19 protein-coding genes, 2 tRNA genes and 1 pseudogene are annotated in these 23,370 nt (G+C 48.0%); 6 read left to right on the top strand and 16 right to left on the bottom strand.

All coding sequences use genetic code 11. The annotated features are described in order from the left end of the window. Window positions 1-17 precede the first annotated feature (17 nt). Entirely contained in the window at window positions 18-542 is a 525-nt protein-coding gene (gene def, locus EJO50_RS08955; RefSeq protein WP_125973462.1) for a peptide deformylase, read from the bottom strand. 580 nt (window positions 543-1,122) lie between these two features. On the opposite strand from def, the gene EJO50_RS08960 reads away from it, so the two are divergent. Beyond that, entirely contained in the window at window positions 1,123-1,545 is a 423-nt protein-coding gene (locus EJO50_RS08960) for a hypothetical protein (protein ID WP_125973464.1), read from the top strand. A 504-nt stretch (window positions 1,546-2,049) separates the two neighbouring features. Here EJO50_RS08960 and EJO50_RS08965 read toward each other — a convergent pair. Continuing rightward, window positions 2,050-3,130: pseudogene (locus tag EJO50_RS08965) on the bottom strand (IS3 family transposase). Between the two features lie 315 nt (window positions 3,131-3,445). Between EJO50_RS08965 and EJO50_RS08970 the strand changes: the two are divergent. After that, on the top strand, window positions 3,446-4,651 hold the full coding sequence (locus EJO50_RS08970) for a tyrosine-type recombinase/integrase (protein WP_125973466.1): 1,206 nt from the start codon (window positions 3,446-3,448) through the stop codon (window positions 4,649-4,651). A gap of 234 nt (window positions 4,652-4,885) precedes the next feature. On the opposite strand, the gene cueR is transcribed toward EJO50_RS08970, so the two are convergent. From cueR to cadR, 3 genes are all read right to left on the bottom strand, one after another. Next, window positions 4,886-5,278, bottom strand: coding sequence for a Cu(I)-responsive transcriptional regulator (gene cueR, locus EJO50_RS08975; RefSeq protein WP_125973468.1), 393 nt, complete (start codon window positions 5,276-5,278; stop codon window positions 4,886-4,888). 49 nt (window positions 5,279-5,327) lie between these two features. Then, on the bottom strand, window positions 5,328-7,514 hold the full coding sequence (locus EJO50_RS08980) for a heavy metal translocating P-type ATPase (RefSeq protein WP_206434350.1): 2,187 nt from the start codon (window positions 7,512-7,514) through the stop codon (window positions 5,328-5,330). A gap of 199 nt (window positions 7,515-7,713) precedes the next feature. After that, entirely contained in the window at window positions 7,714-8,148 is a 435-nt protein-coding gene (cadR, locus tag EJO50_RS08985) for a Cd(II)/Pb(II)-responsive transcriptional regulator (protein ID WP_125973472.1), read from the bottom strand. Between the two features lie 81 nt (window positions 8,149-8,229). On the opposite strand from cadR, the gene EJO50_RS08990 reads away from it, so the two are divergent. After that, window positions 8,230-10,467 carry a heavy metal translocating P-type ATPase gene (locus EJO50_RS08990; protein WP_206434351.1) on the top strand — a complete coding sequence of 746 codons (2,238 nt, stop codon included), beginning with the start codon at window positions 8,230-8,232 and terminating at the stop codon, window positions 10,465-10,467. A gap of 343 nt (window positions 10,468-10,810) precedes the next feature. Here EJO50_RS08990 and EJO50_RS08995 read toward each other — a convergent pair whose 3' ends face one another. After that, a complete protein-coding gene (locus EJO50_RS08995; RefSeq protein ID WP_206434352.1) occupies window positions 10,811-11,782 on the bottom strand; it encodes a GlxA family transcriptional regulator in 972 nt (323 codons plus the stop codon). 123 nt (window positions 11,783-11,905) lie between these two features. On the opposite strand from EJO50_RS08995, the gene EJO50_RS09000 reads away from it, so the two are divergent. Together EJO50_RS09000 and EJO50_RS09005 are read left to right on the top strand one after the other, a co-directional pair. Beyond that, window positions 11,906-12,790, top strand: a complete 885-nt coding sequence (locus EJO50_RS09000) for an MBL fold metallo-hydrolase (RefSeq protein WP_125973474.1) — start codon at window positions 11,906-11,908, stop codon at window positions 12,788-12,790. A 1,608-nt stretch (window positions 12,791-14,398) separates the two neighbouring features. Continuing rightward, window positions 14,399-15,106 (top strand): hypothetical protein, encoded by a 708-nt coding sequence (locus EJO50_RS09005; RefSeq protein WP_125973476.1) that lies wholly within the window; start codon window positions 14,399-14,401, stop codon window positions 15,104-15,106. 693 nt (window positions 15,107-15,799) lie between these two features. Here the strand turns inward: EJO50_RS09005 and EJO50_RS09010 are convergent. The 4 genes from EJO50_RS09010 to EJO50_RS09025 all read right to left on the bottom strand — a co-directional run bounded on the left by EJO50_RS09010 (window position 15,800) and on the right by EJO50_RS09025 (window position 17,587). Beyond that, window positions 15,800-15,991 (bottom strand): helix-turn-helix transcriptional regulator, encoded by a 192-nt coding sequence (locus tag EJO50_RS09010; RefSeq protein WP_125973478.1) that lies wholly within the window; start codon window positions 15,989-15,991, stop codon window positions 15,800-15,802. A 308-nt stretch (window positions 15,992-16,299) separates the two neighbouring features. Beyond that, a tRNA-Thr gene (locus EJO50_RS09015) sits at window positions 16,300-16,375 on the bottom strand. A 61-nt stretch (window positions 16,376-16,436) separates the two neighbouring features. After that, window positions 16,437-16,512 (bottom strand) — tRNA-Thr (locus EJO50_RS09020). A gap of 52 nt (window positions 16,513-16,564) precedes the next feature. Next, on the bottom strand, window positions 16,565-17,587 hold the full coding sequence (locus EJO50_RS09025) for a CDP-6-deoxy-delta-3,4-glucoseen reductase (RefSeq protein ID WP_125973480.1): 1,023 nt from the start codon (window positions 17,585-17,587) through the stop codon (window positions 16,565-16,567). An 11-nt stretch (window positions 17,588-17,598) separates the two neighbouring features. Here EJO50_RS09025 and EJO50_RS09030 point away from each other — a divergent pair, with 11 nt between their 5' ends. After that, window positions 17,599-18,489 carry an NAD-dependent epimerase/dehydratase family protein gene (locus tag EJO50_RS09030; RefSeq protein ID WP_125973482.1) on the top strand — a complete coding sequence of 297 codons (891 nt, stop codon included), beginning with the start codon at window positions 17,599-17,601 and terminating at the stop codon, window positions 18,487-18,489. 46 nt (window positions 18,490-18,535) lie between these two features. On the opposite strand, the gene EJO50_RS09035 is transcribed toward EJO50_RS09030, so the two are convergent. From EJO50_RS09035 to secF, 6 genes are all read right to left on the bottom strand, one after another. Continuing rightward, window positions 18,536-19,291: a flagellar brake protein gene (locus tag EJO50_RS09035; protein WP_125973484.1), complete on the bottom strand. Its 756-nt coding sequence runs from the start codon at window positions 19,289-19,291 to the stop codon at window positions 18,536-18,538. Window positions 19,292-19,311: 20 nt separating this feature from the next. Continuing rightward, window positions 19,312-19,881 (bottom strand): SCO family protein, encoded by a 570-nt coding sequence (locus EJO50_RS09040; RefSeq protein ID WP_125973486.1) that lies wholly within the window; start codon window positions 19,879-19,881, stop codon window positions 19,312-19,314. Beyond that, window positions 19,875-20,594: a dethiobiotin synthase gene (gene bioD, locus EJO50_RS09045; protein WP_233702022.1), complete on the bottom strand. Its 720-nt coding sequence runs from the start codon at window positions 20,592-20,594 to the stop codon at window positions 19,875-19,877. The genes EJO50_RS09040 and bioD overlap by 7 nt, the downstream gene beginning before the upstream one ends. Before the next feature lie 8 nt (window positions 20,595-20,602). After that, entirely contained in the window at window positions 20,603-21,499 is an 897-nt protein-coding gene (gene bioC / locus EJO50_RS09050; protein WP_125973490.1) for a malonyl-ACP O-methyltransferase BioC, read from the bottom strand. Between the two features lie 82 nt (window positions 21,500-21,581). Continuing rightward, complete coding sequence (locus tag EJO50_RS09055; protein WP_125973492.1) at window positions 21,582-22,223, bottom strand: DedA family protein; 642 nt, start codon at window positions 22,221-22,223, stop codon at window positions 21,582-21,584. A 203-nt stretch (window positions 22,224-22,426) separates the two neighbouring features. Then, window positions 22,427-23,362, bottom strand: a complete 936-nt coding sequence (secF, locus tag EJO50_RS09060; RefSeq protein WP_125976394.1) for a protein translocase subunit SecF — start codon at window positions 23,360-23,362, stop codon at window positions 22,427-22,429. Window positions 23,363-23,370: the final 8 nt, after the last annotated feature.

The raw sequence follows: 23,370 nt of genomic DNA on the forward strand, positions 1-23,370 counted from the left end.
AATTTTCAAAAAATTACTTATTTGGCCAGCTCAGGGAACATCGTGTCGGTATAACCAAAGCGCCGCAAATCCCTGATGCGTTGCGGATATAAAATACCGTTTAAATGATCGCACTCATGCTGCACCACCCGCGCATGAAAGCCGCTGACACTGCGATCAATCAGCTGCCCTTCGGCATCAAAGCCCTGATAGCGCAGCCGGGTATAGCGCGGCACTTCACCACGCAAACCGGGCACAGACAAGCAGCCTTCCCAGCCATCGACCATTTCATCACCAAGTGTCGTAAGCACCGGATTAATCAGCACCGTCACCGGTACGGCTTCGGCCTCGGGATAACGATCACTGACATCAAAGCCAAAAATTACCACCTGCAGGCTTACACCAATTTGCGGCGCAGCAATCCCTACACCCCCTATGGCCTGCATGGTGTCATACATATCAACAAGCAAACTTTGCAGCTCTGGCGTACCGAAAGCCTGCACCGGGCTGGCTTTCTCCAGCAGCAGCGGGTCACCCATTTTAATTACCGTGCGTATAGCCATTTTTTTCTTCTCTTATTTAATTAAATTTGGAATAAATCAATTCTATCCCTAGCCAGCTTGCTGTCCAAACTTTAGATCAGCGTAAAAAAAATACCCCGGAGTAATTCCCCACAAGGCCAGCATATTTTTAAGCATAATTTTCCTACGCCTTTAAGGCTATTCCACATAAGGCCGCGCACCATCACACGCATGACTCTAATGATTTTAAATCAATGCCCCTGAATATATGAGTTACGTCAACCAGAGCAGAACAAAAATTAATCTCCTTAGAATGAGTTAATAAGGTAATTTATATATATTAAAAGTAGCTCCAGCTTCGATCATAAAGCCCTTATATCCCCCCATCAAGTCTATTGAAGTATCTTTAGCAAACCAAGATTTTACTGAACCCTTACTTCAAAATGGAATAATTGCCAATTCAGCGATATTTTATAGGCTTCCTGCTGGACATAATTAATAAGCATTAAATAATTTACTTAAATTATCCATTAAAAATGTAAAAGATTAAAAAGCACCTACATTAAATTCACACAATCAGGTAAGATCAATTTATTATAAACAGAATACAGAGGCAAATTTTATGAACTACTTAAAATCTATAGTATTCGCCTTAAGTTTAGGCATTTTCAGTGTTTCTGCAATCGCAAAGACAAGTAGCTCCGAAGTAAAAAACATCAATGTTCAATTTAAACAGAACGCATATAGTGCAACATACAAGGGAAAAATCTCTGGCTATGGTTATGATCAATATCATTTAAAAGCTAAAAAAGGCCAGTTGTTAAAAATAACGGCAACCAGTGCCAGCAAGAATATGGGCGTTTATCTATTTAATAAAGAATTACCTGACTCTGTAGATTTAAGCACTGGCTCATTATCCTTGGATACCAATGGCAATTATGTTTTACCTCATTCCGGTGCTTATCAAATTCGTATTTTACAGCCAAGAGCTTTTGCGCGCAGAGGCGAAAAATTTAGCTATGTTATACAAGTAAGCATTCATTAGTATCAAAAAAATGATGGTTAATCTCTCTTGAAAATTGGAATAGTTACAATCCTTTTAAGAAACAATGATTGGCAACTATAGGCACTATTTTATGCTGAAAATTGCAGTTTTTATCTGTGTACTTATTTTGTTTGGCTGTGCCAGCACAAATAACCATGCGATAAAAAAAGGCGTTATTTTACCATCATGCAATGAATGCCAATATTCTATCGACCTTCAATATATAGACCCCGCCTAAGGCTTGATCAGGCCACCCAGCCCATTACTTTTCCGGCAAAATGGGCCTTAAAACAATGTTTTTCAAATAGAATGGAAAAGGGTTCCAGCTAAAAGCTGGAACCCTTATATATATTTGGCGCCGACTGCAAAAATCGAACACCCTACCGGCGGCCAGATACGGGTGTGCAGAGAAGATATTTTCTTCGATACGGCACAGATTTACAATCAAGGCTGTAGTGGCCGTTCGGTAATCCCCCCGTTTTTAAGCTCACTTAAAAGTAGAGGCTAGGCATGTAATGCCAGTTTTTGCTTCGGGGTGATGCCGCCCAATCCCATATGCGGGCGCTCGTTATTGTATGTCCAAAGCCATTGCGTTGCAGTTTCTTGCACTTCGGCAAGGCTTTCAAAATCATCACAGGCCAGCCATTCATAACGTACGGTGCGATTATAGCGCTCAATATATGCATTTTGCTGTGGATTGCCAGGCTGAATATAAGCCAATTCAATCGATTGTTGCTCTGCCCAATTCTTTAGCAGATGACTAATATATTCAGGGCCATTATCGGACCTGATTCGCTTAGGCTTGCCGCGCCATTCAATGATTTGATTCAGGCTGCGTATTACACGCTCTGCCGGCAAAGAGAAATCAACTTCAATGCCTAATCCTTCTCGATTAAAATCATCAATCACATTGAATAAGCGAATACTACGTCCATCGGCTAATTGATCATGCATAAAATCCATCGACCACGTTTCATTTTTTGCTGCCGGCACTGCTAATGGCGCTGGCGTTTCGCGTTCTAAGCGCTTTTTAGGTTTAATCCGCAGATTTAACTCTAAATCACAGTAAATTCTGTAGACGCGTTTATGGTTCCAGTGTTTTTTCTTGACGTTGCGCAGATGTAAAAAACAAAGGCCAAAGCCCCAGTTGCGATGAGTTTCCGTGAGCTGGAGCAATGAATCAGCGATTTGAGCATTTTCTGCATCCAGCTTGGCCACGTAACGATAGCATGTCGTGCTGATTACAAAACTGGCACAAGCCGTACGAATAGAAACGGCCCTGGTTTCAACGGCCCAGTGAGCCATCTCGCGGCGCTGAGATGTTTCAGAGGATTATGGCTTCCTTGATGATGTCCGCCTGCATTTGGGCTTCGATATACATCTTTTTAAGGCGTTTATTTTCATCCTCCAACTCTTTCATTCGCGTCATCATCAAGGCGTCCATACGGCCAAATTTAGCGCGCCATTTATAAAAAGAGGCCGAACTCATGCCGTGCTCGCGGCACAGATCGGGGACGGTCGAGCCGGCTTCGGCTTGCTTTAAAATCGCCATAATCTGGCTATCAGAATAACGTGCTGCTTTCATGTAGAAGCTCCTCAAAGACTGCGAGAAAATTCTACTTAAAAATGAGCTGGTTTTGTGGGGGATTACCCTAGCCTTCGCCAAGTGTAACCATAAAACGGCTTTTTTCGAGCGCCAACGGAAAAGGGTTCCAGCTAAAAGCTGGAACCCTTATCTTTTTTGGTGCCGACGGCAGGCACTAATATAGCGTCCAATGACATTCAGCAGAATTCAGAAATCCTTTATTTATCTATGTTTCATGCTAACGTGTTGTATAACCACGTCTAGTTACGTGTGGGGTGTTCCGACTGTACATGTGGGGTAGCATGTGGGGTAAACATGGCAATTCTGACTGATGCAAAGGCACGAAATATCAAACCCACCGACAAGCCAGTCGCTCATGGCGGGGTACCTGGTTTGCGCTTGATGCCATCGAAAACGAAAGGACAGGGTCGCTGGGAATTGCGATTCGTTTCGCCGGTAACCGGCAAACGTCGGGATGCGGGTCTGGGCAGTTACCCTGCCGTTGGCCTAGCAGAAGCAAGAGACAAAGCCGAAGCGATGCGCGAGTGCATTGCTTTGGGCGGCGATCCACTTGAAGAAGCCAAAACCGCGCTGGTGACCAAAAAAGAATCTCCGACCTTTGAGCAGGCCATGGATGCGACACTCAAGGTTCGGCGTGTAACTTGGAAAAATGAAGCCTCAGCTGCGGTGCGCTGGCGCGGCAGAATTCTGAAACACGCCTCGGCATTATTAGCGATGCAGGTTCATGACATTGAACCGGAGCATATCAAAGCGGTACTCCAGCCGATTTGGGTAACGCAACCTGACACAGCGCGGAAACTGAAGACTGCAATTGCACAGATTTTGGATTGGTCAGAGGCGCATGACTATATCAAAGCCTCTCCAATGCCTAAGGCATTAAAGCAACTGGGCGATGTCTGCACTGTGGCGACGGTGCACCAGCCAGCCATGCCCTACTCGCATATCCCCGCTTTTGTCGAAGAGCACCTGTACCCCGCCGACAGCGTCACGCAACACCTCATCTTGTTTGTCATTCTGACGGCGGTACGGTCTGCCAACGCGAGACTTGCCACCTGGGAGCAAGTCGATTTTAAGCGCAAGGTCTGGACGATACCGGCGACGGCGATGAAATCGAAAAAAAATGAGGGCGCAGCGCTTGAAGTCCCCTTGAGCTCTCATGCTTTATCGCTACTTGAACTTATGCGTGGCGCACACCCTGTTTTGATTTTTCCAAGCCCGCGTAAAGAGGTCGCGCTATCCGATATGAGCACGACGTCCTTTCTGAGGGCACGCAAAGCGCCCAGTGATGTTGCAGGACGCGTTGCTACGCTGCATGGGTTCAGGTCGAGTTTTAAAGACTGGGCGCTCGAAGAAACTGATTATGCCGATGAACTTAGCGAAGCCGCACTAGGCCACGCAGTTGGCAGTCGTGTTCGACGTGCATATGCAAGAACGTCACAACTGAATTTGCGCAGAAAACTAATGCAAAAATGGTCAGATTTTGTGATGCAAAAGGTGTAAACGTATTAGGGCTGCCCAAACCCCGACCGTCCTCATCGAAAAGCCCAAATAAATAGAATGAAAGGAAAGTGAAAATGCCCTTTCATTTTGCACTTAGCAAAGACTGCAATCCGTTGGATAGCAGCCTTTGCTGCGTCGTGCTTGTGAGTCAGCAATTCGGCCTTAGCAGACATTTGGCTAGGCTCTGAATTTCAAAACATCGCGGTTATTTTGCGTGCTTTGAAATTGTGGTCATTATCGTGAAGCCGATAGTGACTTTAAAATCGGGCAGTTCGGATCTTCGCTCCCTGGGCAGATATCGATTAATTGCTCTAAGGTTTGTTTCATTTGCTGCATTGATTCAATTTTGGCGTTAAGTTCTTTGATGTGCAACTCTGCAAGCATTTTCACGTCAATACTGGCGCGATCTTCCTGTTTCCATAGCTGCATTAATTGGCCGATTTGTTCGAGTGAGAACCCCAAAACGCGCGACTGGTGGATAAATTTAAGCTGGCTAAGATCAAAGTCGCTAAACATCCGGTACCCTGCGGAACTACGACCTTGGGGTTTGATGAGGCCAAGACTTTCATAGTGCCTAATCATTTTGCTGCTAAGCCCACTGAGCTGGGCGGCTTGCCCGATATTCATTGCAAATCCTTTACATAAAAAAGGTGGCTAAGCCACCTTTCTGTTCTCCTTAGGCTTTGGGTTTCCAGTTCCTTAATAATAAGGCATTGGATACCACGCTCACACTTGAGAATGCCATCGCCCCACCTGCAATCATCGGATTGAGCAATCCAAACGCAGCCAGAGGAATACCGATTACATTAAAGATGAATGCCCAAAACAGATTTTGGCGAATTTTACGGTAAGTCAAACGTGATATTTCAATCGTTTGACTCACCAGTTGCGGATCTCCTCGCATCAGCGTGACACCTGCTACATGCATCGCCACATCGGCACCGGTACCCATTGCAATCCCGACATCGGCTGCTGCCAGTGCAGGCGCATCATTCACACCATCGCCGACCATTGCTACCACTTTACCTTGCGCACGAATCGCTTCGATGTGCGCGGCTTTTTCATTTGGCAAAACTTCGGCAATCACTTCATCAAGGTTCAATTGCTCAGCAACCCGTTGTGCAGCAGCGCGATTATCCCCCGACAGCATCACCGTTTTCACCCCCAAGGCCCGCAGTTGCGAAATTGCTTCTTTGGCTGTGGCTTTGATGCCATCACTAAAGGCCAGCATCCCGATCAAGGCCAAATCGTGTTCACGCGCCAACCATGACACGGTATAACCATTGCTCAGTGCCTGATCATGAGCGGTTTGCATGATGCTCAAATCAACCCCTTTTTCTTGCATCAGGCGCTGATTGCCCAGTAAGTAGTGTGTACCAGCAATATCACCTGCAATGCCGCGTCCAGGCAATGCTTGCAGATTATCGGCTTGGTGTGGTTGAGCGGCATCGGCATTGGCAAACACGGCTTTGGCCAATGGGTGCTGACTACCTCGTTGCAACGCGGCGGCCAATTCCAGCATTTCAGCCTGCTCGCCATCTTGAGCAATAAGTTCAGCGAGGTGAGGTTTACCCTCGGTCAAAGTACCCGTTTTATCAAACACCACCACTTGTACTTTATGAGCTAGTTCCAGTGCTTCGGCGTCTTTAATCAAGATCCCGAATTTGGCTGCCACTCCCGTACCTGCCATAATCGCTGTCGGCGTTGCCAAACCCAACGCGCAAGGACATGCAATCACCAGTACCGCCACTGCATACAAGATGCCGCTTTCAACACTACCAGTCCAATACCACCAGCCTAGTAAAGTCAACAGCGCAATCACTAACACAACGGGTACAAAGACCGCGCTAACTTGATCGACCAGACGCTGAATTGCTGCTTTACCGGCTTGTGCATCTTCTACCATGCGAATAATGCGAGATAGCGTACTTTCACCACTTAAAGCACTGGTCTCAACCACTAACACGCCATCATGGTTAATCGCACCACCGGTTACTTTGCTGCCAACTTCCTTGGTGACCAGTACACTTTCACCTGTGAGCATCGATTCGTCGTGTTGGCTTTCACCTTTAAGCACCACGCCATCGACAGGCACTTGTTCACCAGGCAGGATTACAACCAGATCACCCAACTGTACATGTTCAAGCGGTACTTCAATATCACGTCCGTTTTTACGCACTCGTGCAACCGAAGGGCGCAATGCCTGCAAGGCCTTAATCGCCGCCGTAGTTGCCTGTTTGGCACGGGCCTCCAACCATTTACCGAGTAACACCAGCGTGACGATCACCGCCCCCGCTTCGAAGTACAATGCACCTTGGCTAGCATCAAACAACCAGTGGTATAACGACAAACCATATGCAGCACTAGTACCGATTGATACCAGCAAATCCATATTACCGCGCAGATTGCGTACAGCCAGCCAGGCTGAGCGATAAAAGCGTGCGCCTAGCCAGAATTGAACAGGGGTAGCGAGCAAGAACTGCACCCATGCCGGCAACATCCAATGCACACCAAAAGGCTCGGCCAACATCGGTAAAACCATTGGCAATGACAGTAAAGCACCTACAGCGATCGGCCATAAAGGAGAAGACTTCGCGTGTGATTGTGTCTTTTCTGTATCTGCTGAAATCAAACTGGCTTCATAGCCCGCTCCCGCGACGGCCTCAAGCAGTACGACAGGATCAACGCCTGATTGAAGTACGACTTGGGCGGTTTCAGTGGCTAAATTCACTGAGGCTGAAACCACACCGCTTGTAGCGAGCAAAGTGCTTTCAATCCGCCCTACGCAACTTGCGCAGCTCATGCCAACAATGTTGAGTTGAAATTCCCGATCTGCATTTAACACTAAAGTAGAGCTCATCATATGGAGGCTCCATATTTGTTGTCGATGCATGCAGTCTGAGCCTTCCCATTATGGGAAGCTCAAGTCTCTCTGTTTGGGATCTTTGGGTTTTGGCCTAGGCTTCAAGAAGATTCGAGGGGCCAATCAAATGAAAGACAAGACAAGTCACGGTACATAACAAAGTTATGCGAGCAGAAGCATGTATTTATTGATTAAATGGCTAACCCAAATGTGTTTTTGCCTTGTCCAGCTTCGCTTCAAACGGCATGCCGGCAAGGCCTTGTAGGATGCCGCAAGGGTCGACAGCATGCTCAATTTGGCACTGTTGGCGTAAATGAGCTAATTGCTGTTTGAGTTGCTCCAACTGCTGAATTCGTGTCTCAACATGTTGAATGTGTTGATCAAAAACCGAATTGATAGCATTACAGCTATCAATTGGTTGATCCGCTAATCGTATCAATGTATGAATCTCTTCATGACTCATATCGAGCGCACGACAGTTTCGAATAAAGCGCAGCCGTTCAACATGCTCGGCGTTGTAATGGCGAAAATTTCCCGAGGTACGAGCCGGCGCAGCTAATAAGGCTTCTTTTTCATAGAATCGGATGGTTTCAACCGAGCATTGCGCGATACGGGCTAATTCACCGATTTTCATTGTGCACTCCTAAAATAGGCTTGACTCTATAGTTACTTCAGGGTTTTTAATGTCCGGACATCATAACCCTAGGTATCAACAATGTCCAAGTATCAGCGTTCTCAACACGCACCACAGTTCCATTTCAATGAAAAACCACACGTGACCACTTGTTGTGGTGGACACACACACCCGCACGAAAGTAAAGATTTTAGCGCCGATTTAGCTCCGCTCGGAGTAGCGAAAATCGATCAAAATGGCATTAATACGCCGATTAGAATCATGCAAATGGATTGCCCAACCGAAGAAGGTTTGCTGCGCAAAAAACTCGGCAGCATGCCCAGTGTGAGTGGCATGGAGTTTAATTTAATGCAGCGCGTGCTAACAGTCACCCATCAGCCAGGCCAGCTAGGTGTGGTGATGGATGCAATTCGATCTTTGGGCTTTACACCTGAACTCGCGAACGATACAGCGCCCGCAGCTGAGGTCAGTAAACCTTGGTGGCCATTAGCCTTGGCGGGTATTGCTGCCATCTCTTCTGAAATAGCGCACTGGATTGGACTACCCCAGTGGAGTATTGCTGCATTGGCCATTGTTGCGGTCTTGGCTTGTGGCATCACCACCTATAAAAAGGGCTGGGTCGCTGTCCGTAATGGCAATTTAAATATCAATGCCTTGATGAGTATCGCCGTAACTGGCGCTTTTTTGATCGGCCAGTGGCCTGAAGCGGCGATGGTGATGGTGCTGTTTACGATTGCCGAGCTGATTGAGGCCAAATCCCTTGATCGTGCGCGTAATGCGATCTCGGAGTTGGTGCAATTAACCCCCGAAAGAGCGACGGTGCAGCTGCCCGATGGCCGCTGGCAGGAAGTCGACGCAAAGTCAGTGGCGATACAAGCGCGTGTGCGGATCAAACCGGGCGAAAAGATTGCGCTCGATGGCGTCATCGTGAGCGGGCAATCGAGTATCAATCAAGCGCCGATTACCGGTGAGAGCTTGCCGGTTGAGAAAACCATTGGCGATGCGGTATTTGCTGGCACGATCAATGAATCAGGCTCGTTTGAATATACCGTTACGGCGGTAGCCAGTGACAGCACGTTGGCGCGGATTATTCATGCGATTGAAGCTGCGCAAGGTGCGCGCGCACCCACGCAACGTTTCGTTGATCAATTTGCTCGGATATATACCCCGATTGTGTTTGCAATTGCACTTGCGATTGCCGTGCTGCCACCGTTATTTTTCGGTGGTGAATGGTTGGCGTGGATTTATAAAGCGCTGGTCTTGTTGGTCATCGCTTGCCCATGCGCGTTGGTAATTTCAACACCAGTGACCATTGTTAGCGGCCTTGCTAAAGCTGCGCGCCAAGGAATTTTGGTCAAAGGCGGCGTGCATCTAGAATTAGGTCGCAAATTAACTTGCTTGGCGCTCGATAAAACCGGCACGATTACGCATGGCAAACCAGTGCAAACCGATTTTATTGTGTGGGGTTCACACAACCAAACCGAAGCATACCGCCTTGCCATCAGTCTTGCTAGCCGCTCAGACCATCCCGTTTCACGTGCTGTGGCCACAGCAAAAAACGATTCCGTAGTTCAACCCGTCAATGATTTTGAGGCGCTACCTGGGCGCGGTACCAAGGGGCTTATTAACGGTAAGCAATATTATCTTGGTAATCATCGCTTAGTCCATGAACTAGGTTGGTGTTCTCCCGAACTAGAAGCGCAGTTATTTGCGCTAGAGCAGCAAGGGAAAACAGTGGTTTTGCTCGCCAATGACGAGGGCGTAATGGCCATGTTTGCCGTGGCCGATACAATCAAAGACAGTAGCCGTCAGGCGATTGCTGAGCTACATGCTTTGGGTCTCAAAACCATGATGTTAACGGGGGATAATGTTCATACTGCACTTGCAATTGCAAATCAGGTGGGCATTGACGAAGCCCGCGGCGATTTGTTGCCGATGGATAAATTGCAATTAATTGAAGATAAGCTGGCCAGTGCAGATGGCAAAGTCGGCATGGTGGGCGATGGCATAAATGATGCACCGGCTTTAGCACGCGCTGATATTGGTTTTGCAATGGGGGCTGCGGGCACTGGCACGGCAATTGAAACGGCAGATGTGGCACTGATGGATGATGACCTGCGCAAAATACCGCGCTTTATTCGTTTATCGCGACAAACTCACGCCATATTGTTGCAAAACATTGCGCTGGCTTTAGGCATTAAGCTGTTCTTTTTAGTTCTCACTCTTACGGGCTATGGCACGATGTGGATGGCAGTCTTTGCCGATGTCGGCGCTAGCTTACTGGTTGTTGCGAATGGTTTGCGTTTATTGCGCCGATAGATCAATGCAAAATCCATTTTATGGAGGAGTAGCGTACTCTGCAGTGCAAACAATTGATGCGCTACTTTTTGCTCTGTCGTCCGAGCGTCATAGCGAAATGTATCAACCAACGCCTGCTGCTCGTCGATGCTGGCACAAAACCAGATCGCCTAGATATTTCAGCACTTCACACAGATCATAATCGCTCTGCGGTACTTCAATAACACACGGCAGAGTTACATGGCGGTGAAAATGCTTTTTTGTGTCAACAAACGTCGGTACGCCGCAGTTCTTTTTGTTTTGGTCAGAATAAGCCGTTTGTTCAACCTCAATGAGGCGAGCAAACGAATCAATTTAAGTGATGTTAAGCAGAATCCGTGGCATCTTGTCCAAACGTGCGGCGCCAATCGCGTGGACTAACTTGAAAGCGTTGCTTGAAATGCTGCCGAAATGACACTGGGGTTTGAAACCCTGCGCACTCTGCGATTCGGTCTATCGACAGCGTGGTGGTTTCAAGTAACTCGCGGCTTCTTCGTAACCGTTCATTGATCAGCCAATCGATCACTGTCATGCCTGTTGCCTTATAGAAATGGCGCGTGAAGGTTCGCCGACTCATCAAGGTTCGTGCGGCTAGTGCGTCAATAGTGTGTTGTTCGGCAATATGTTCTCGCAAGTAATCTAACAGCCGATTAATTTGCGCATCCTTGGTGGATACGGGCATTGGCTGTTCTATGTATTGCGCTTGACCGCCCTCACGATGCGGAGCTATGACCATGGTTCGTGCGACTTTGTTCGCGATTTGCGCACCGTAATACTTACGAACGATATATAAGCAACAGTCTAGCCCCGCACCTGTCCCCGCGGAGGTAATCAGCCGTTCTTCTTCAACATATAGCGCATTCATATCAAGCTGGACGCTCGGAAAGCGCAAGCAGAAATCCTGTTCGGCCATCCAATGTGTTGAAGCACGCTTACCATCAAGCAACCCCGCATAAGCGAGGACATAGGCGCCATAACATAGTCCCACCACATGCGCGCCCCGAGCATGAGCACGAATTAATGTCATGATTAAATTAGCGCTGGGCGGCAAACTCAAATCATGCCAGCCCGGAACTACCACAATGTCGGCGGTGTCAGCAAGTTCTAGCCCCCCGTCCGGAATGACCGTCAAGGCACGTTCCGCCATCATTGACTGAGCATCCGACGAGATAATCTTAAGATCAAATAGCGGCAGCCCTGCTAGCGTACTATTGAACACCATATAGGGTACTGAAAAGTGAAACGGGCTGAAATGCGGGTAGGTTAGTAAAACCACGACCGGAGGCAGGATTGTCATGATGCGAACTCTTTGATTGTTTGGCCTAAATCTTTCGATATATGGCTTTCGGGTCAATTTTATCTAATCTGTACTGCGTTCACAATAGTCGCTTCCCATTCAACATCGTTTTGGAGTTGTACAATGAAGCAAATCGCCACCTTACGCGCTATCACCCTCTCTTTGAGTCTTCTCGTCATCGGCGTTCCGGCCCACGCAACAAATCCAGCGCCGTCTGATTCGGCAGTACACATACAGCAAATTCGCAATGCCACAGCCAAAATTAGCTATGCAGGGCAGACTTTCTTGCTTGATCCATTTTTAGTTAAGAAAGGCAGCTATCCAGGCTTTGAGGGTACGTTTCATAGTAATCTACGCAACCCCCTAGTCGAACTACCAATGCCGGCTAATGAGGTCATCAAAGGAGTCGATGCGATAATCGTCACTCATACGCATCTTGACCATTGGGATGGTGACAAAGAGCAGATAATTCCACGGAATATCCCTTTGTTTGCGCAGCATGAAGCTGATGCCAAAATAATTCGAGCGCAGGGCTTCACCGATGTTCGCATTTTGGGAGAAAACACGAAGTTTAATGGCGTGCGCTTAACGAAAACCGGCGGACAGCATGGTACAGATGAAATGTACGCTAATAGCCAGTTAGCAGCAGTTTTAGGCGAGGCGATGGGCGTGGTATTCCAGGCGACAGGCTCGAAATCCGTCTATGTCGTTGGTGACACCCTATGGCGCAGCGAGGTGGATCAAACTTTGGCCAAATTTAATCCAGAGGTAATCGTTATTAATACCGGTGCAGCGCGCATGGTGGGACTCGCCGGGACAATTATTATGGGCGAAGAGGATGTATTACGCGCCTACCAAGCCGCGCCAACGGCTACCATTATCGCCACACATATGGATGCGATTAATCATATGACGCTCAGCCGGAAAATGTTACGAGCTTTTGTCCAAGAACATGGCATTCAGGATCGCGTTCGCATTCCTGCGGATGGCGAAACGCTGAGTTTTTAACTTAGAACTGTCTATCCTCAGAATAGCTATTGAGCAATCCATTCAGCATTTCACAAAATGGTATCTAGACTACTGCTGTTCGCACCGACACGGTTTTGAGGTTGGCTACTAAATTTGGGCATCTTCACTCCTTTTTGGCTCTAGCAAAGAGGTTTGGAGAGTCCGCTAAGGCCGATGTGTTGATGTATACGGTTAAAAAAGAGTGGCGGCTAACCATTAGTTTGCGGCCTTTAGTATTCGTGGGGCATGCTTGTGCAGCTCGGGCACGATGCTCAAATGATGTTGGTGGTTACCTTATGGTTAGCAGTTAGCCGTGACAGCCCCCTTCAAACGAAGGGGGCTGAGTTCTATGATTACCTCGTTGATTGCCTAGTCGGCGTGCCGAATGACCTTGGAGTTTGCACGCCACTCGTGGTTTCCCTATTTATTGTTCCTTATTTTGTGGCACTGACACAGTCAGTACCGATAATGATTCGCCCACATGCGGGCGTCCGGAGGATTTCAGTCGCCAAACTGATTTCCCCATGCGATGTACGCGCCAACGCACATCGCCATTCCACCGTTTATTGCATCATCTTTGCGTCTTGTCGTCTTCACAGCTCCTCCTGACTTTCGATCAGGCATCATGGCCGAAAAGACACGCTCATACGCTCTCGAGGTTTGCGGAGTCGTTACTTCCGTTACGATACAGGGCCAACCGTACCGTACTTCCGAGCGCATTTCGCACCACTTAGACTATCTTCTTACGTTCATGCAGTACGCAACTGGCTCACAAGCAAGCAAATCGAAACGGGCTGGATACCGTGTTTGGGCGGGCGAACCGGGAGAAGCCCCTGCCTTACTCTTTAATCGATTTGTACCCTTGTTGTTTCCACCATTTTCGCAGGCACTGTAGGCCCTAGATTGCACTTGCACTTTCTGAACAGCACCCCGATGGGCGCCGTTACAGGTTTAAGCTCTCAGCGCCGCTGGCAGCTTCTCAGACGCTACTCTGAGTGACTTGCCCGCTGGCCCGAACCGTCCAACGCACTTGCTTTGTCGGTTCGAGGCATACATCACTGTATGCGATTTCGCAGCCATCCTGTTCAGCACGACTTCCGCAATTACTTGCGGCAAACCGGTCGGGACTCTCACCCGATTTTCAAATAGTCAGGGACACTGGGGCATTTGCTCCCCAGACCCGTTTCGTGTTCGCACCTGTTCGTCAGCATGAGGCTGCTGACTGGCCATGGCATAAAGACAAAGGGTTACTCAAGCCGTGGCTTGGATTAGTCTTTGTCCTCCGCCTCGCACCGAACAAGCTCCATTACGAGCATTCGGCGCCACAAGACTCTCCGCTGGCAAGCGGATTCTGGCACAGCCAGAGATGATTGACGGGGGCGTTGGCGCGCCCCTCGTCGAACGGTGTTCGATGTTGGCGCATCTTCGCTACAGATTACTTTTGGTTTGTCCACGCTCGGTATAGCGCCGCATTGCTGATCGTTGCGCGGAAATTTGATTTTTTGCTTCTAAATTCCCAGTTCATTTATTCACTGAGCCCCTTTCTAATCGCATGCATCTCCATTGGGTTTAGCGCTATACAAGAAATCTAAACTCATGTGTGACGCTATGCTTGCCGCTCGCAATATCAAAATCCCAAAAAATCAAACTGCTGCAATGCAGCTGCTGCAGTTGTATATGCAATCTGGCCATTACTATTGGATAAGTGGGGTTGTCGCGCGGACTAAACTGCATCGCTTGGTTGCCAAATTGAACGCATTTCGGATTACGCGAGATGCCCCAGGGCGAGCGTATGACAAAGCAAAAGGTTTGGCGTCTACGCACCTTGTCGTGTTCGAACAAGGTGACGATGAGTTGCTTTGGTTTCTTGTCGGCACAGCGGGGAAAGGCGGTTTAATCGACCCGGAGCAAGCAGACATCGGCACGATTTACGATTCGCGTCTGGCAGGCCAGCATTTGCGTTTCAAGCACTATGAGTTGCTGCATGCAGAAAAACGCATCAAGCAAGTTCGCGATACCACATGGACTTGGCGCATTGCGCCGCAACGCGTCAAAGAGCATGAGGCATTTATCGTGCAGCTTATCCGACAGCGGGATATGGATGGCCTCAATACAGAATTGACAGCTCTGGCTGCGATGCCGCAATTTAGTGGGGTGCGTGGGCAAGTGCTCAAGTTGTTTGCTGAAACTAAAAAACTTGGCCTGAAATTCAAACAGGGAGAGGTCGCCGTGCCGACGCTGCCCTATATGACGCGTATGAGTATTTATACTGAGCCAGCTAAAACGCTGAGTGCTCTGTGTGAGGTGGCTTTATGAATGCTTTAAGTGCATAGCAAGCAAAGGCATGTGCCTGACATGCCTGTTGCTTTGCATTGATTTATTCGTACGAAATATGAACGAGTGGCCGAGTCAAATTAGCGCAAAAATGGCTGTACTGCGTAAACCAACCTCGGTTGCGATATTGGTATGGGACATACGCATCGTCAATCGCTAAGTTATGCTGCGTATATTCGGCATGTTGATGTCGCCAATAGCTCAGCCGGACTCGAAAACCATTCCATTGGAGATTTATGGATTGGTACTGCGCGCCGATTTGCTTCGCTTGCAGAAAAAACGCTTGGGTCTGCATTTCAATCGAAGGCAGTCGCTTGATACTTCTAGCCAGCTCTGGTGATAAATACGGTAAATGATGTGATGGGGTGGACATGCTGGTGTTACCTTTGTCAGTTTAAGCAACCCGCAAACCTTCTTCCTACGGAAGGTGGGCAGGAACGTGCGGGGTAGGAATACCGGGACAAAGGGACCGGCCAGCACAAGGCTGCCCACACGACCCACCCATAGGCGAAGTCATGCTGACGCATCTAACCGCCAAGCAAACGCAAAGCGGCGCAAATGCGCCTTTGTCCAAACCGGGTTCCTACGCCCGGCCGCTGGATTGACAGCGGCGAGGCGACTATAAGCTATTGCGATTCCTCTTGGCAATGCTCGCGCCGCAAGCTTGCCTCATAATCAGTCGCTTTCATTGCTTAGCGATGCCAGCAGATTGACGATGTCACTACGACGCCAAGCGACGATACGTGGGCCAAGTTTGACCTGCGCGGGGTAACGGCCTGTTTTAATGCCGGCGTACCATGTTGCGCGCGATACAGGGATAATTTGCAGTACTTCGGGTAAACGCAAAAGCGTATCCGTGTAAATCATTGCAGAGCTCCATTCCCCATGAAGAAGTCCGGCAATGTGTCCTCAATCTTTCAATCTTCTATACTTTGCTAAGCGTGGGGAAACGCCAGCATCCGGTGGCATCAATTGATGCCTGCAGTAGTATAGGGAGCCAGAAGGTCCATGAATGACCGAAATTTCAGTTTCGCTGGAAATATTTTGATTTTAAGATGAGCGACTTTAAAAAGTAGCGGTCGCAAAACCCATTGAGATGTGGGGTAGAAATGTGGGGGGATACTGCAGCAGAAAAGAAAAAAGCCCTTGAAAATCAAGGGCTTTTTTCTTCTGTTTGGTGCCGACGGCAGGAATCGAACTCGCGACCCCCTGATTACAAGTCAGGTGCTCTACCAACTGAGCTACATCGGCGTAAAACTTTACAAACCACATCTTGCTGCCAGGTAAGCGAGGCCTACCCTTAAATATTTTCTGGTGCCGACGGCAGGAATCGAACTCGCGACCCCCTGATTACAAGTCAGGTGCTCTACCAACTGAGCTACATCGGCAACGGCACGCAGAATAATTCATCGGGCTTATTAAGGCAAGCCTTTATCTCAACTATTTCGCTAAGTCCTTGGAAGTAAAGAAGGCATCAGAGAAAAATTCATCATTTGGCAAACCGCGAGAAACACAATGGGTGTAGGCCGCCTCCACCATTACGGGCGCACCGCAGGCATAAACCTGGTAGCCGGCAAGGTTAGTAAAGTCATTCATCACCGCTTCATGCACCAGCCCTGTGCGGCCACTCCAGGCATCCGCATCGCTTGGCTCAGACAAAACAGGGATAAAGGTGAAGTTGGGGTGTGCTTGCTGCCATTGGGACGGCAGCTCAGGCATATAAATGTCGGCCAAAGTGCGTGCCCCCCAGTACAAAACAATTTCGCGCTCAATGCCCTTATTAAAGGCGTACTCTAAAATCCCCTTGATCGGCGCAAAGCCGGTACCGGTAGCAATCAGCAAAATCGGCTTATCACTGTCTTCACGCAAAAAGAACGAGCCCAGCGGGCCGGTAAAGCGCATGATTTCGCGCTCTTTCATGCTGTTCCAGACATAATCAGAAAACTCGCCACCTGCTACATGACGAATATGCAATTGCAGGTATTCGGCATCGTGCGGTGCATTGGCGATCGAGAACGAGCGTTTTTTACCATTTTTGGTATGAATATCAATATATTGCCCCGCTAGAAAAGCCAGTTTTTCGCTGCTTGGCAATTTAAGCGATAACACAACCACGTCATGCGAAACTTTGTCCATGGTCTGCACACGGCATGGCAGGGTTTTAATTTGAATATCTTTGCTGGCGGTGACTTCTTTGCATTCAATCGTGATGTCTGCATCGGTACTGGCGCAGCAAAACAACGCATAGCCGTTTTCCCGCTCCATCTCGGATAAAGCACTTTCAGCGTAATCGCCGTGAGTGACCTCACCAGTAATCACCCGGCCTTTACACGAGCCACACGCGCCGTTTTTACAGCCGTAAGCCATATTAAAACCACCACGCATAGCCGCGTCTAAAATAGTTTCATTATCATTCATGGCGATTTGCTGGCCACTTGGTAGAATAGTAAGTTGCTTGCTCATTGCGATCCGCTATGCGAAAAAATCGATTACTTATTATAGGGTGCGGCGATGTTGTTATCCGCGCCCTGCCTTGGTTAACTCAACGTTTCAAAGTCTATGCCACCGCACGTAGCGCTGAAGCGGCAGGCAAGCTGCGTAAGCTTGGACTTATCCCTGTACTGTGCGACCTGGATCAGGCCGCGAGCCTGCACCGTTTATCCGGCCTTGCCCGCTGGATTATTTATAGTGCGCCGCCAGCAGGCGAGGGTAATGATGATATACGCTGCAAGCGCTTTATCGCCAAAATGGAGCGCTACACGGGCTTTGATAAGTCAGCGATTCTAACACCTCGTCACCTGGCTTACATCAGCACCAGTGGCGTTTATGGCGATTGCAAGGGTGAATGGGTGGCAGAAACCCGGCCCCTCTTTGCACAATCGGCCAGAGCCATTCGCAGGGTTGCGGCAGAAAACAGCTTGAAAGCGTGGGCCAGATCACAAAAAATCAAGCTGGCTATTTTACGCGCCCCGGGGATTTACGCGCGTGAACGCTTACCCGTGCAGCGTATTATGCAAGCCACACCTGCATTAATCAGTAATGAAGACAGCTGGTCAAATCATATTCATGCCGATGATTTAGCTAAAGCCGTGAGCATTGCTCTATTTCGCGGAAAGCCATTAAGGGCGATTAATGTAGTGGACGATCAGCCGCATAAAATGGGCGATTATTTTGACCAGGTAGCAGATTTTATTGGCCAGCCCCATCCACCCAGAATTAGCCGCCAGGATGCGCCGGCAGCGTTATCGGCAAGCCTGATGTCTTTTTTAAATGAATCACGGCGGCTGAGAAATATACGTTTAAAAAAAGAATTAAGGCTAAAGCTAAAATGGCCTAGTGTTGATTTTTTTCTAAAACAGAAATAAAAAGAGGGGCGAATAATTTCGCCCTCTTTTGTTTTAATCCAGGCTATCAGCCGGTGAGTGCTTTTCTTTCCGCCTCTAGCTGTGCCATTAATCTTTGAATATTTGCTTCAGTTTGCCTTGGCAGATTAACAAACTGACACCCCATCATCCAGGCAAATTGCCCTGGGCGCTGCTCAAGCTGGCGTAATGAGCGCACTTCAAAATTAAGCTTCATGATTCCGGCAGGACCAAAATCAAAAGAAATCTCGTTATGAACACTTCCCTTTTCAATTAAGGGTTTAAGTTCATTAGGCATCCACGCCCCAATTCCGCCTAAAGATATATCATGCAAATTCACCCATTCGCGTGCACCATTTGCAAAGACCATCTGACAACGATAAGGCCGGGCAACAGGTGTTGGCAAACGATAATATTCGCGGCGCTGCAATTTGATTAAATCAGCAGGAAAAGCTGTAGTTAAGGCCGGGCCATCTTCATGTTTGCAATTACGAACGATGCCCATTGCAAATTGTATTTTTACACCATCGGGAATGGCCAGCACTAAAGATCGGGGAGAATTAAGTAAAACCTGATTAGTTTCTGAATGCCCGCCAATATCAAAAATGAAGGTTTTGCCCTTCATATCGACGTCCAAAATACGGGATAAAATCAGCTCCCGTCCTTCATTAACATAAATAGTAATAAAAGTTCCGCGCTGAGCTAGCGTGCGCAACACGGCACCAATTTCCATCGGTGCGGTGATCCGGTAAGCCTCAATATCCTCTCCGTCCGAAATCGGACTTACTTGCTCGCTTTCACCCACAGATTTCTCGCCTTCATTAATTATTCATTAAGCAAAAGTGTTAAGTCATGCACAAATACACTTGTACCTGCACCATAGCTTACCATTACACGCGGCTTGCCATTTTTATCCAGCAAATAACTACCCGCGCTATGGTCAACCGTGTAATCACCACTACCGCTTATTTGTTTCTGGTAAATAATTTTATAGCGCCCCGCCACCTCTGCTAATTGCGCAGGCGTACCACTCAGCCCTAAAAATCGTGAATCAAAAACAGGTACATACTGGCTTAATACCTCTTTAGTATCTCTCTCTGGATCAACCGAAACAAATAATACTTGCACCTGATCCGCTTTTTTCCCCAATTGCTTCATTGCGTTTTTTAATTCAATCATGGTCGTGGGGCAAACATCAGGGCAATGGGTATAGCCAAAAAAAATGACTACAATTTTGTCTTTAAAATCAGCCAAAGAACGGGTTTTGCCCATGTGATCGCTTAAAGTAAATTCGCCGCCCAATGCACCGCCACTAATATCACTACCCTGAAACTGAGGCTTAGAGCAAGAGGTCAATAAAACCAAACACACAACAAAACAAAGGATTCTTAACATCTGCAATTATCCCTTCGATTATTTATAGTTTGCTTTGCTCCTGCTTCACAAGCAAGTACTGCTATTGTTTGTGAAGGCAAAGCCAAATACTGAGCCTCTGGGTTATGTGCTATTTCTGCCAGTAATGGTGCAGGCAAATGTGTTTGCAGATATTGCACATTATCGGCATAGCGCGGCATTTCTGAATCAAGCTGGTTAGCAATCCACCCTGCCAGAGGCAAACCTGCCGCTAAAATAGCCCCGGCACTCAGCATGGCATGGTTCAGGCAACCTAAACGCATCCCCACCACCAGGATCACAGGAGCTTGCAGACGCCTTGCCAAGTCAGCCATGGACGCCTCTTCTGACAAAGGGGCAAACCAGCCACCCGCCCCTTCCACCAGCACCACATCAGCCAGCGTTTGCAGCTGTTTAGCCGCATTGACAATCAAATCCAAATCTAAAACTTGCCCGGCATCTCTGGCAGCCAAATGGGGTGAGATGGGTGCTTCAAACAAATAGGGGCAAGCCAGATGAGCCGGTACCGGGACATTTGACGCGTCAGCATGCGCAGCCACATCGCTATTCCAGAGCTTACCGTCCCGCCATTCACAGCCCGCAGCAACGGGCTTCATCCCTGCTGCTGATTGGCCCGCTGACACAAAACCACGCAAAAGCTGCGCTGTGGCGATGGTTTTGCCCACATCGGTATCCGTGCCGGTTATAAAAAACATTTGCCCGCTCATGCTTGCCGTGGCCTGAATTCAATAATCTGGCTGCCATCTGCATTCTTTCTGGCAGGCGGCGTTAAAGGCTTCCAGGCATGACCGTAAAGCACTTCATAGGTGCATGGCAGTAAACCATCGCGCCTGAATGTTTCGTATTTTGCCACCATCTTTTGCCAGGCGGCTTTACCCAGCATGCCCCGCGATCGCCCTGTCGCAACATTGTGCGCTCCGATGTCTTTTAAATCCTGCATGATCGCTTTGGCACTATCGTAAGTCATGGTAAGGTATTCCATATCCATCACCGGCATACTCAGACCATTTTTGAGTAAGGCATCACCAAGATCATGCATATCGATAAAACGGTTTACATGCTCTTTGTCATCAACCTCAGCAAATGATGCGCGTAACTCTTTTAAGGTATCCGGGCCAAGAGTAGAAAACATCAATAGCCCGCCGGGCTTTAAAACCCGGCTAAATTCTGCAAATACAGCATCCGGCTCATTACACCATTGCAAGGTAAGGCTGGACCAGATTACATCCACCGATTCATTTGCCAGCGGCAAGGATTCGATATCAGCACAAAGATAGTCTGCACCCTGGCCACGTAAATTTGCCCACAGCTTTTTTAAGCCTCCGCCCTCTTTGGCCTTAGCCACTTGTAACATGCCCGGCGCTAAATCCAGCTCAATCAACCGGGCATTTTTGTAAAGCATTTTTAATTGCGGCGCACAATAACCCGTGCCACAACCCGCATCCAATACGGTAGCAGGAGTAACCTTGATGTAATCCAGCCGCTCAAACATACGATCAGCCACTTCGCGCTGCAAAATCGCCGCAGCATCATAGCTTGTGGCTGCTTTATCAAAAGCAGCCCGCATGGCTGCCTTTTCGGTATGAAAAGATTTACTCATAGATAGGGAATAACCTGCTCCAGCGAGATTGCCTCGAATGCCCTTAAGGCATCCGAGTGATGCTTTACCGAAAGTAGCTGATTTATACCTCAGCCTTAGCGAGCTTCATTTTAATAAATTCAATCACCACCGGCATAGCAGGAATCAACACCAGTGCAATTGCAATTGAACCAATATTTTTTGCAATAAAAGGAATACCACCAAGGAAATAACCTGCGTAAAGCAAGGAAACCACCCAGACCGCAGCACCAATCAGATTAAACATTAAAAAGCGGTGATAACTCATCTCGGCCATACCCGCCACAAAAGGCGCAAAGGTGCGCACAATAGGTACAAAACGCGCCAGAATAATGGTTTTACCACCATGCCTTTCATAAAAAGCGTGGGTCTTTTGCAAATAATCCTGGCGAAAAATTTTGGAATCTTTATTGGCAAAAAGCTTATGACCAAAATAACGGCCAATCGTGTAATTAACTGCATCTCCCAAAACTGCAGCAGTAAATAGCAAGCCCATCAGAACATATAAATTCATATGTCCGCCACCTGCCAGCATACCGGCCACAAACAATAATGAATCACCCGGCAAAAAAGGCATGATCACCACGCCGGTTTCTACAAAAATCACCGAAAACAAAAGTGCATAAACCCAATTGCCATATTGGGCAATAATCTGGGCTAAATACATATCAAGATGTAAAAACACATCAATGGGATTAAATTCCATCTTTTCTCTCCAAACAGGCTGTTGAAAAAGACTACGAGATTAAAAGGGTGAGCCGCCCCACAATTGATGGATGACCCCGAAATACTTTAAAACCTTTTATTTAAACCAGAGCCTGCGGCGCAATCCATTTTTCAACAACCTAGCAAGCATAAAAACGCCGACGAGATGCTCGTCGGCTTAGGGCTAAGCACAGAGTAAAAAACTTAAACTACGGCTTCTTCTTTGATTCTGACCGGCTTAATCATATTTTCACGTGTAACACCCAGCATCAGTAAAAGCGGGGACGCCACCAGAACTGATGAATAGATACCGAACACGATACCAATCGTAAGAGCCATAGCAAAACCGTGCAGGGCTGCCCCACCGAAAATCAGCATCGATAACACCATGCACTCGGTCGAGCCGTGGGTAATGATTGTACGGCTAATCGTTGCTGTAATCGCATTATCAATCACTTCCGGCACCGTTTTACCACGCAGATTGGGCTTGCGGAAATTCTCACGGATCCGGTCAAACACAACCACCGATTCATTCACGGAATACCCCAGCACAGCCAGAATACCCGCCAGCACAGTCAGGCTGAATTCCCATTGAAACAATGCAAAGCAGCCCAGAATAATAATCACATCGTGCATATTGGCGATCACAGCCGATACCGCAAAACGCCATTCAAAACGAACAGCCAGGTAGGCAATAATCCCGACGCATACCAGCAAGATCGCCGTTGCACCATGGGTAACCAGCTCGCTGCCAACTGATGGGCCGATAAACTCAACCTTACGCAACTCAACAGCAGAGTTGTCCGCCTTAAGCAGATTCAGCACTTCATTCGATAGCTGGGCACTGGTTTTGGTCTTGATGTTTGGCAAACGCACCATCACATCGCGCGTAGTACCCAGTGACTGAACCTGGGCCTCGCCATACTTTAAACTGTCTACCTTTTCACGTACCTGGTTTAAATCGACAGACTGGGCATAACGCAGCTCCATCACCGTACCACCGGTAAATTCCACGCCCAGATTCAGGCCTTTCATCACCAAAAACGCCACAGCCAGAACAAAGGTTGCCAGAGAAATCGCCGTTGTGAGCTTGCCATAGCTCATAAACGGGATATCACGCTTTATATGAAAAAATTCAATCATTGCGA

Source organism: Iodobacter ciconiae (genome assembly GCF_003952345.1).
Taxonomy (GTDB): domain Bacteria; phylum Pseudomonadota; class Gammaproteobacteria; order Burkholderiales; family Chitinibacteraceae; genus Iodobacter; species Iodobacter ciconiae.

Bases quoted from the DNA above. Each gene is read 5' to 3' on its own strand.
- bioD (WP_233702022.1), bottom strand. From the start codon at position 20,594: ATGTTTTTTATAACCGGCACGGATACCGATGTGGGCAAAACCATCGCC.
- EJO50_RS09025 (WP_125973480.1), bottom strand. From the start codon at position 17,587: ATGAGCAAGCAACTTACTATTCTACCAAGTGGCCAGCAAATCGCCATG.
- EJO50_RS09010 (WP_125973478.1), bottom strand. From the start codon at position 15,991: ATGATTTACACGGATACGCTTTTGCGTTTACCCGAAGTACTGCAAATT.
- EJO50_RS08980 (WP_206434350.1), bottom strand. From the start codon at position 7,514: ATGATGAGCTCTACTTTAGTGTTAAATGCAGATCGGGAATTTCAACTC.
- cadR (WP_125973472.1), bottom strand. From the start codon at position 8,148: ATGAAAATCGGTGAATTAGCCCGTATCGCGCAATGCTCGGTTGAAACC.
- EJO50_RS09055 (WP_125973492.1), bottom strand. From the start codon at position 22,223: ATGGAATTTAATCCCATTGATGTGTTTTTACATCTTGATATGTATTTA.
- EJO50_RS08970 (WP_125973466.1), top strand. From the start codon at position 3,446: ATGGCAATTCTGACTGATGCAAAGGCACGAAATATCAAACCCACCGAC.
- EJO50_RS09000 (WP_125973474.1), top strand. From the start codon at position 11,906: ATGAAGCAAATCGCCACCTTACGCGCTATCACCCTCTCTTTGAGTCTT.
- EJO50_RS09005 (WP_125973476.1), top strand. From the start codon at position 14,399: ATGCTTGCCGCTCGCAATATCAAAATCCCAAAAAATCAAACTGCTGCA.
- def (WP_125973462.1), bottom strand. From the start codon at position 542: ATGGCTATACGCACGGTAATTAAAATGGGTGACCCGCTGCTGCTGGAG.
- EJO50_RS09030 (WP_125973482.1), top strand. From the start codon at position 17,599: ATGCGAAAAAATCGATTACTTATTATAGGGTGCGGCGATGTTGTTATC.
- EJO50_RS08960 (WP_125973464.1), top strand. From the start codon at position 1,123: ATGAACTACTTAAAATCTATAGTATTCGCCTTAAGTTTAGGCATTTTC.
- EJO50_RS09040 (WP_125973486.1), bottom strand. From the start codon at position 19,881: ATGTTAAGAATCCTTTGTTTTGTTGTGTGTTTGGTTTTATTGACCTCT.
- bioC (WP_125973490.1), bottom strand. From the start codon at position 21,499: ATGAGTAAATCTTTTCATACCGAAAAGGCAGCCATGCGGGCTGCTTTT.
- cueR (WP_125973468.1), bottom strand. From the start codon at position 5,278: ATGAATATCGGGCAAGCCGCCCAGCTCAGTGGGCTTAGCAGCAAAATG.
- EJO50_RS08995 (WP_206434352.1), bottom strand. From the start codon at position 11,782: ATGACAATCCTGCCTCCGGTCGTGGTTTTACTAACCTACCCGCATTTC.
- EJO50_RS08990 (WP_206434351.1), top strand. From the start codon at position 8,230: ATGTCCAAGTATCAGCGTTCTCAACACGCACCACAGTTCCATTTCAAT.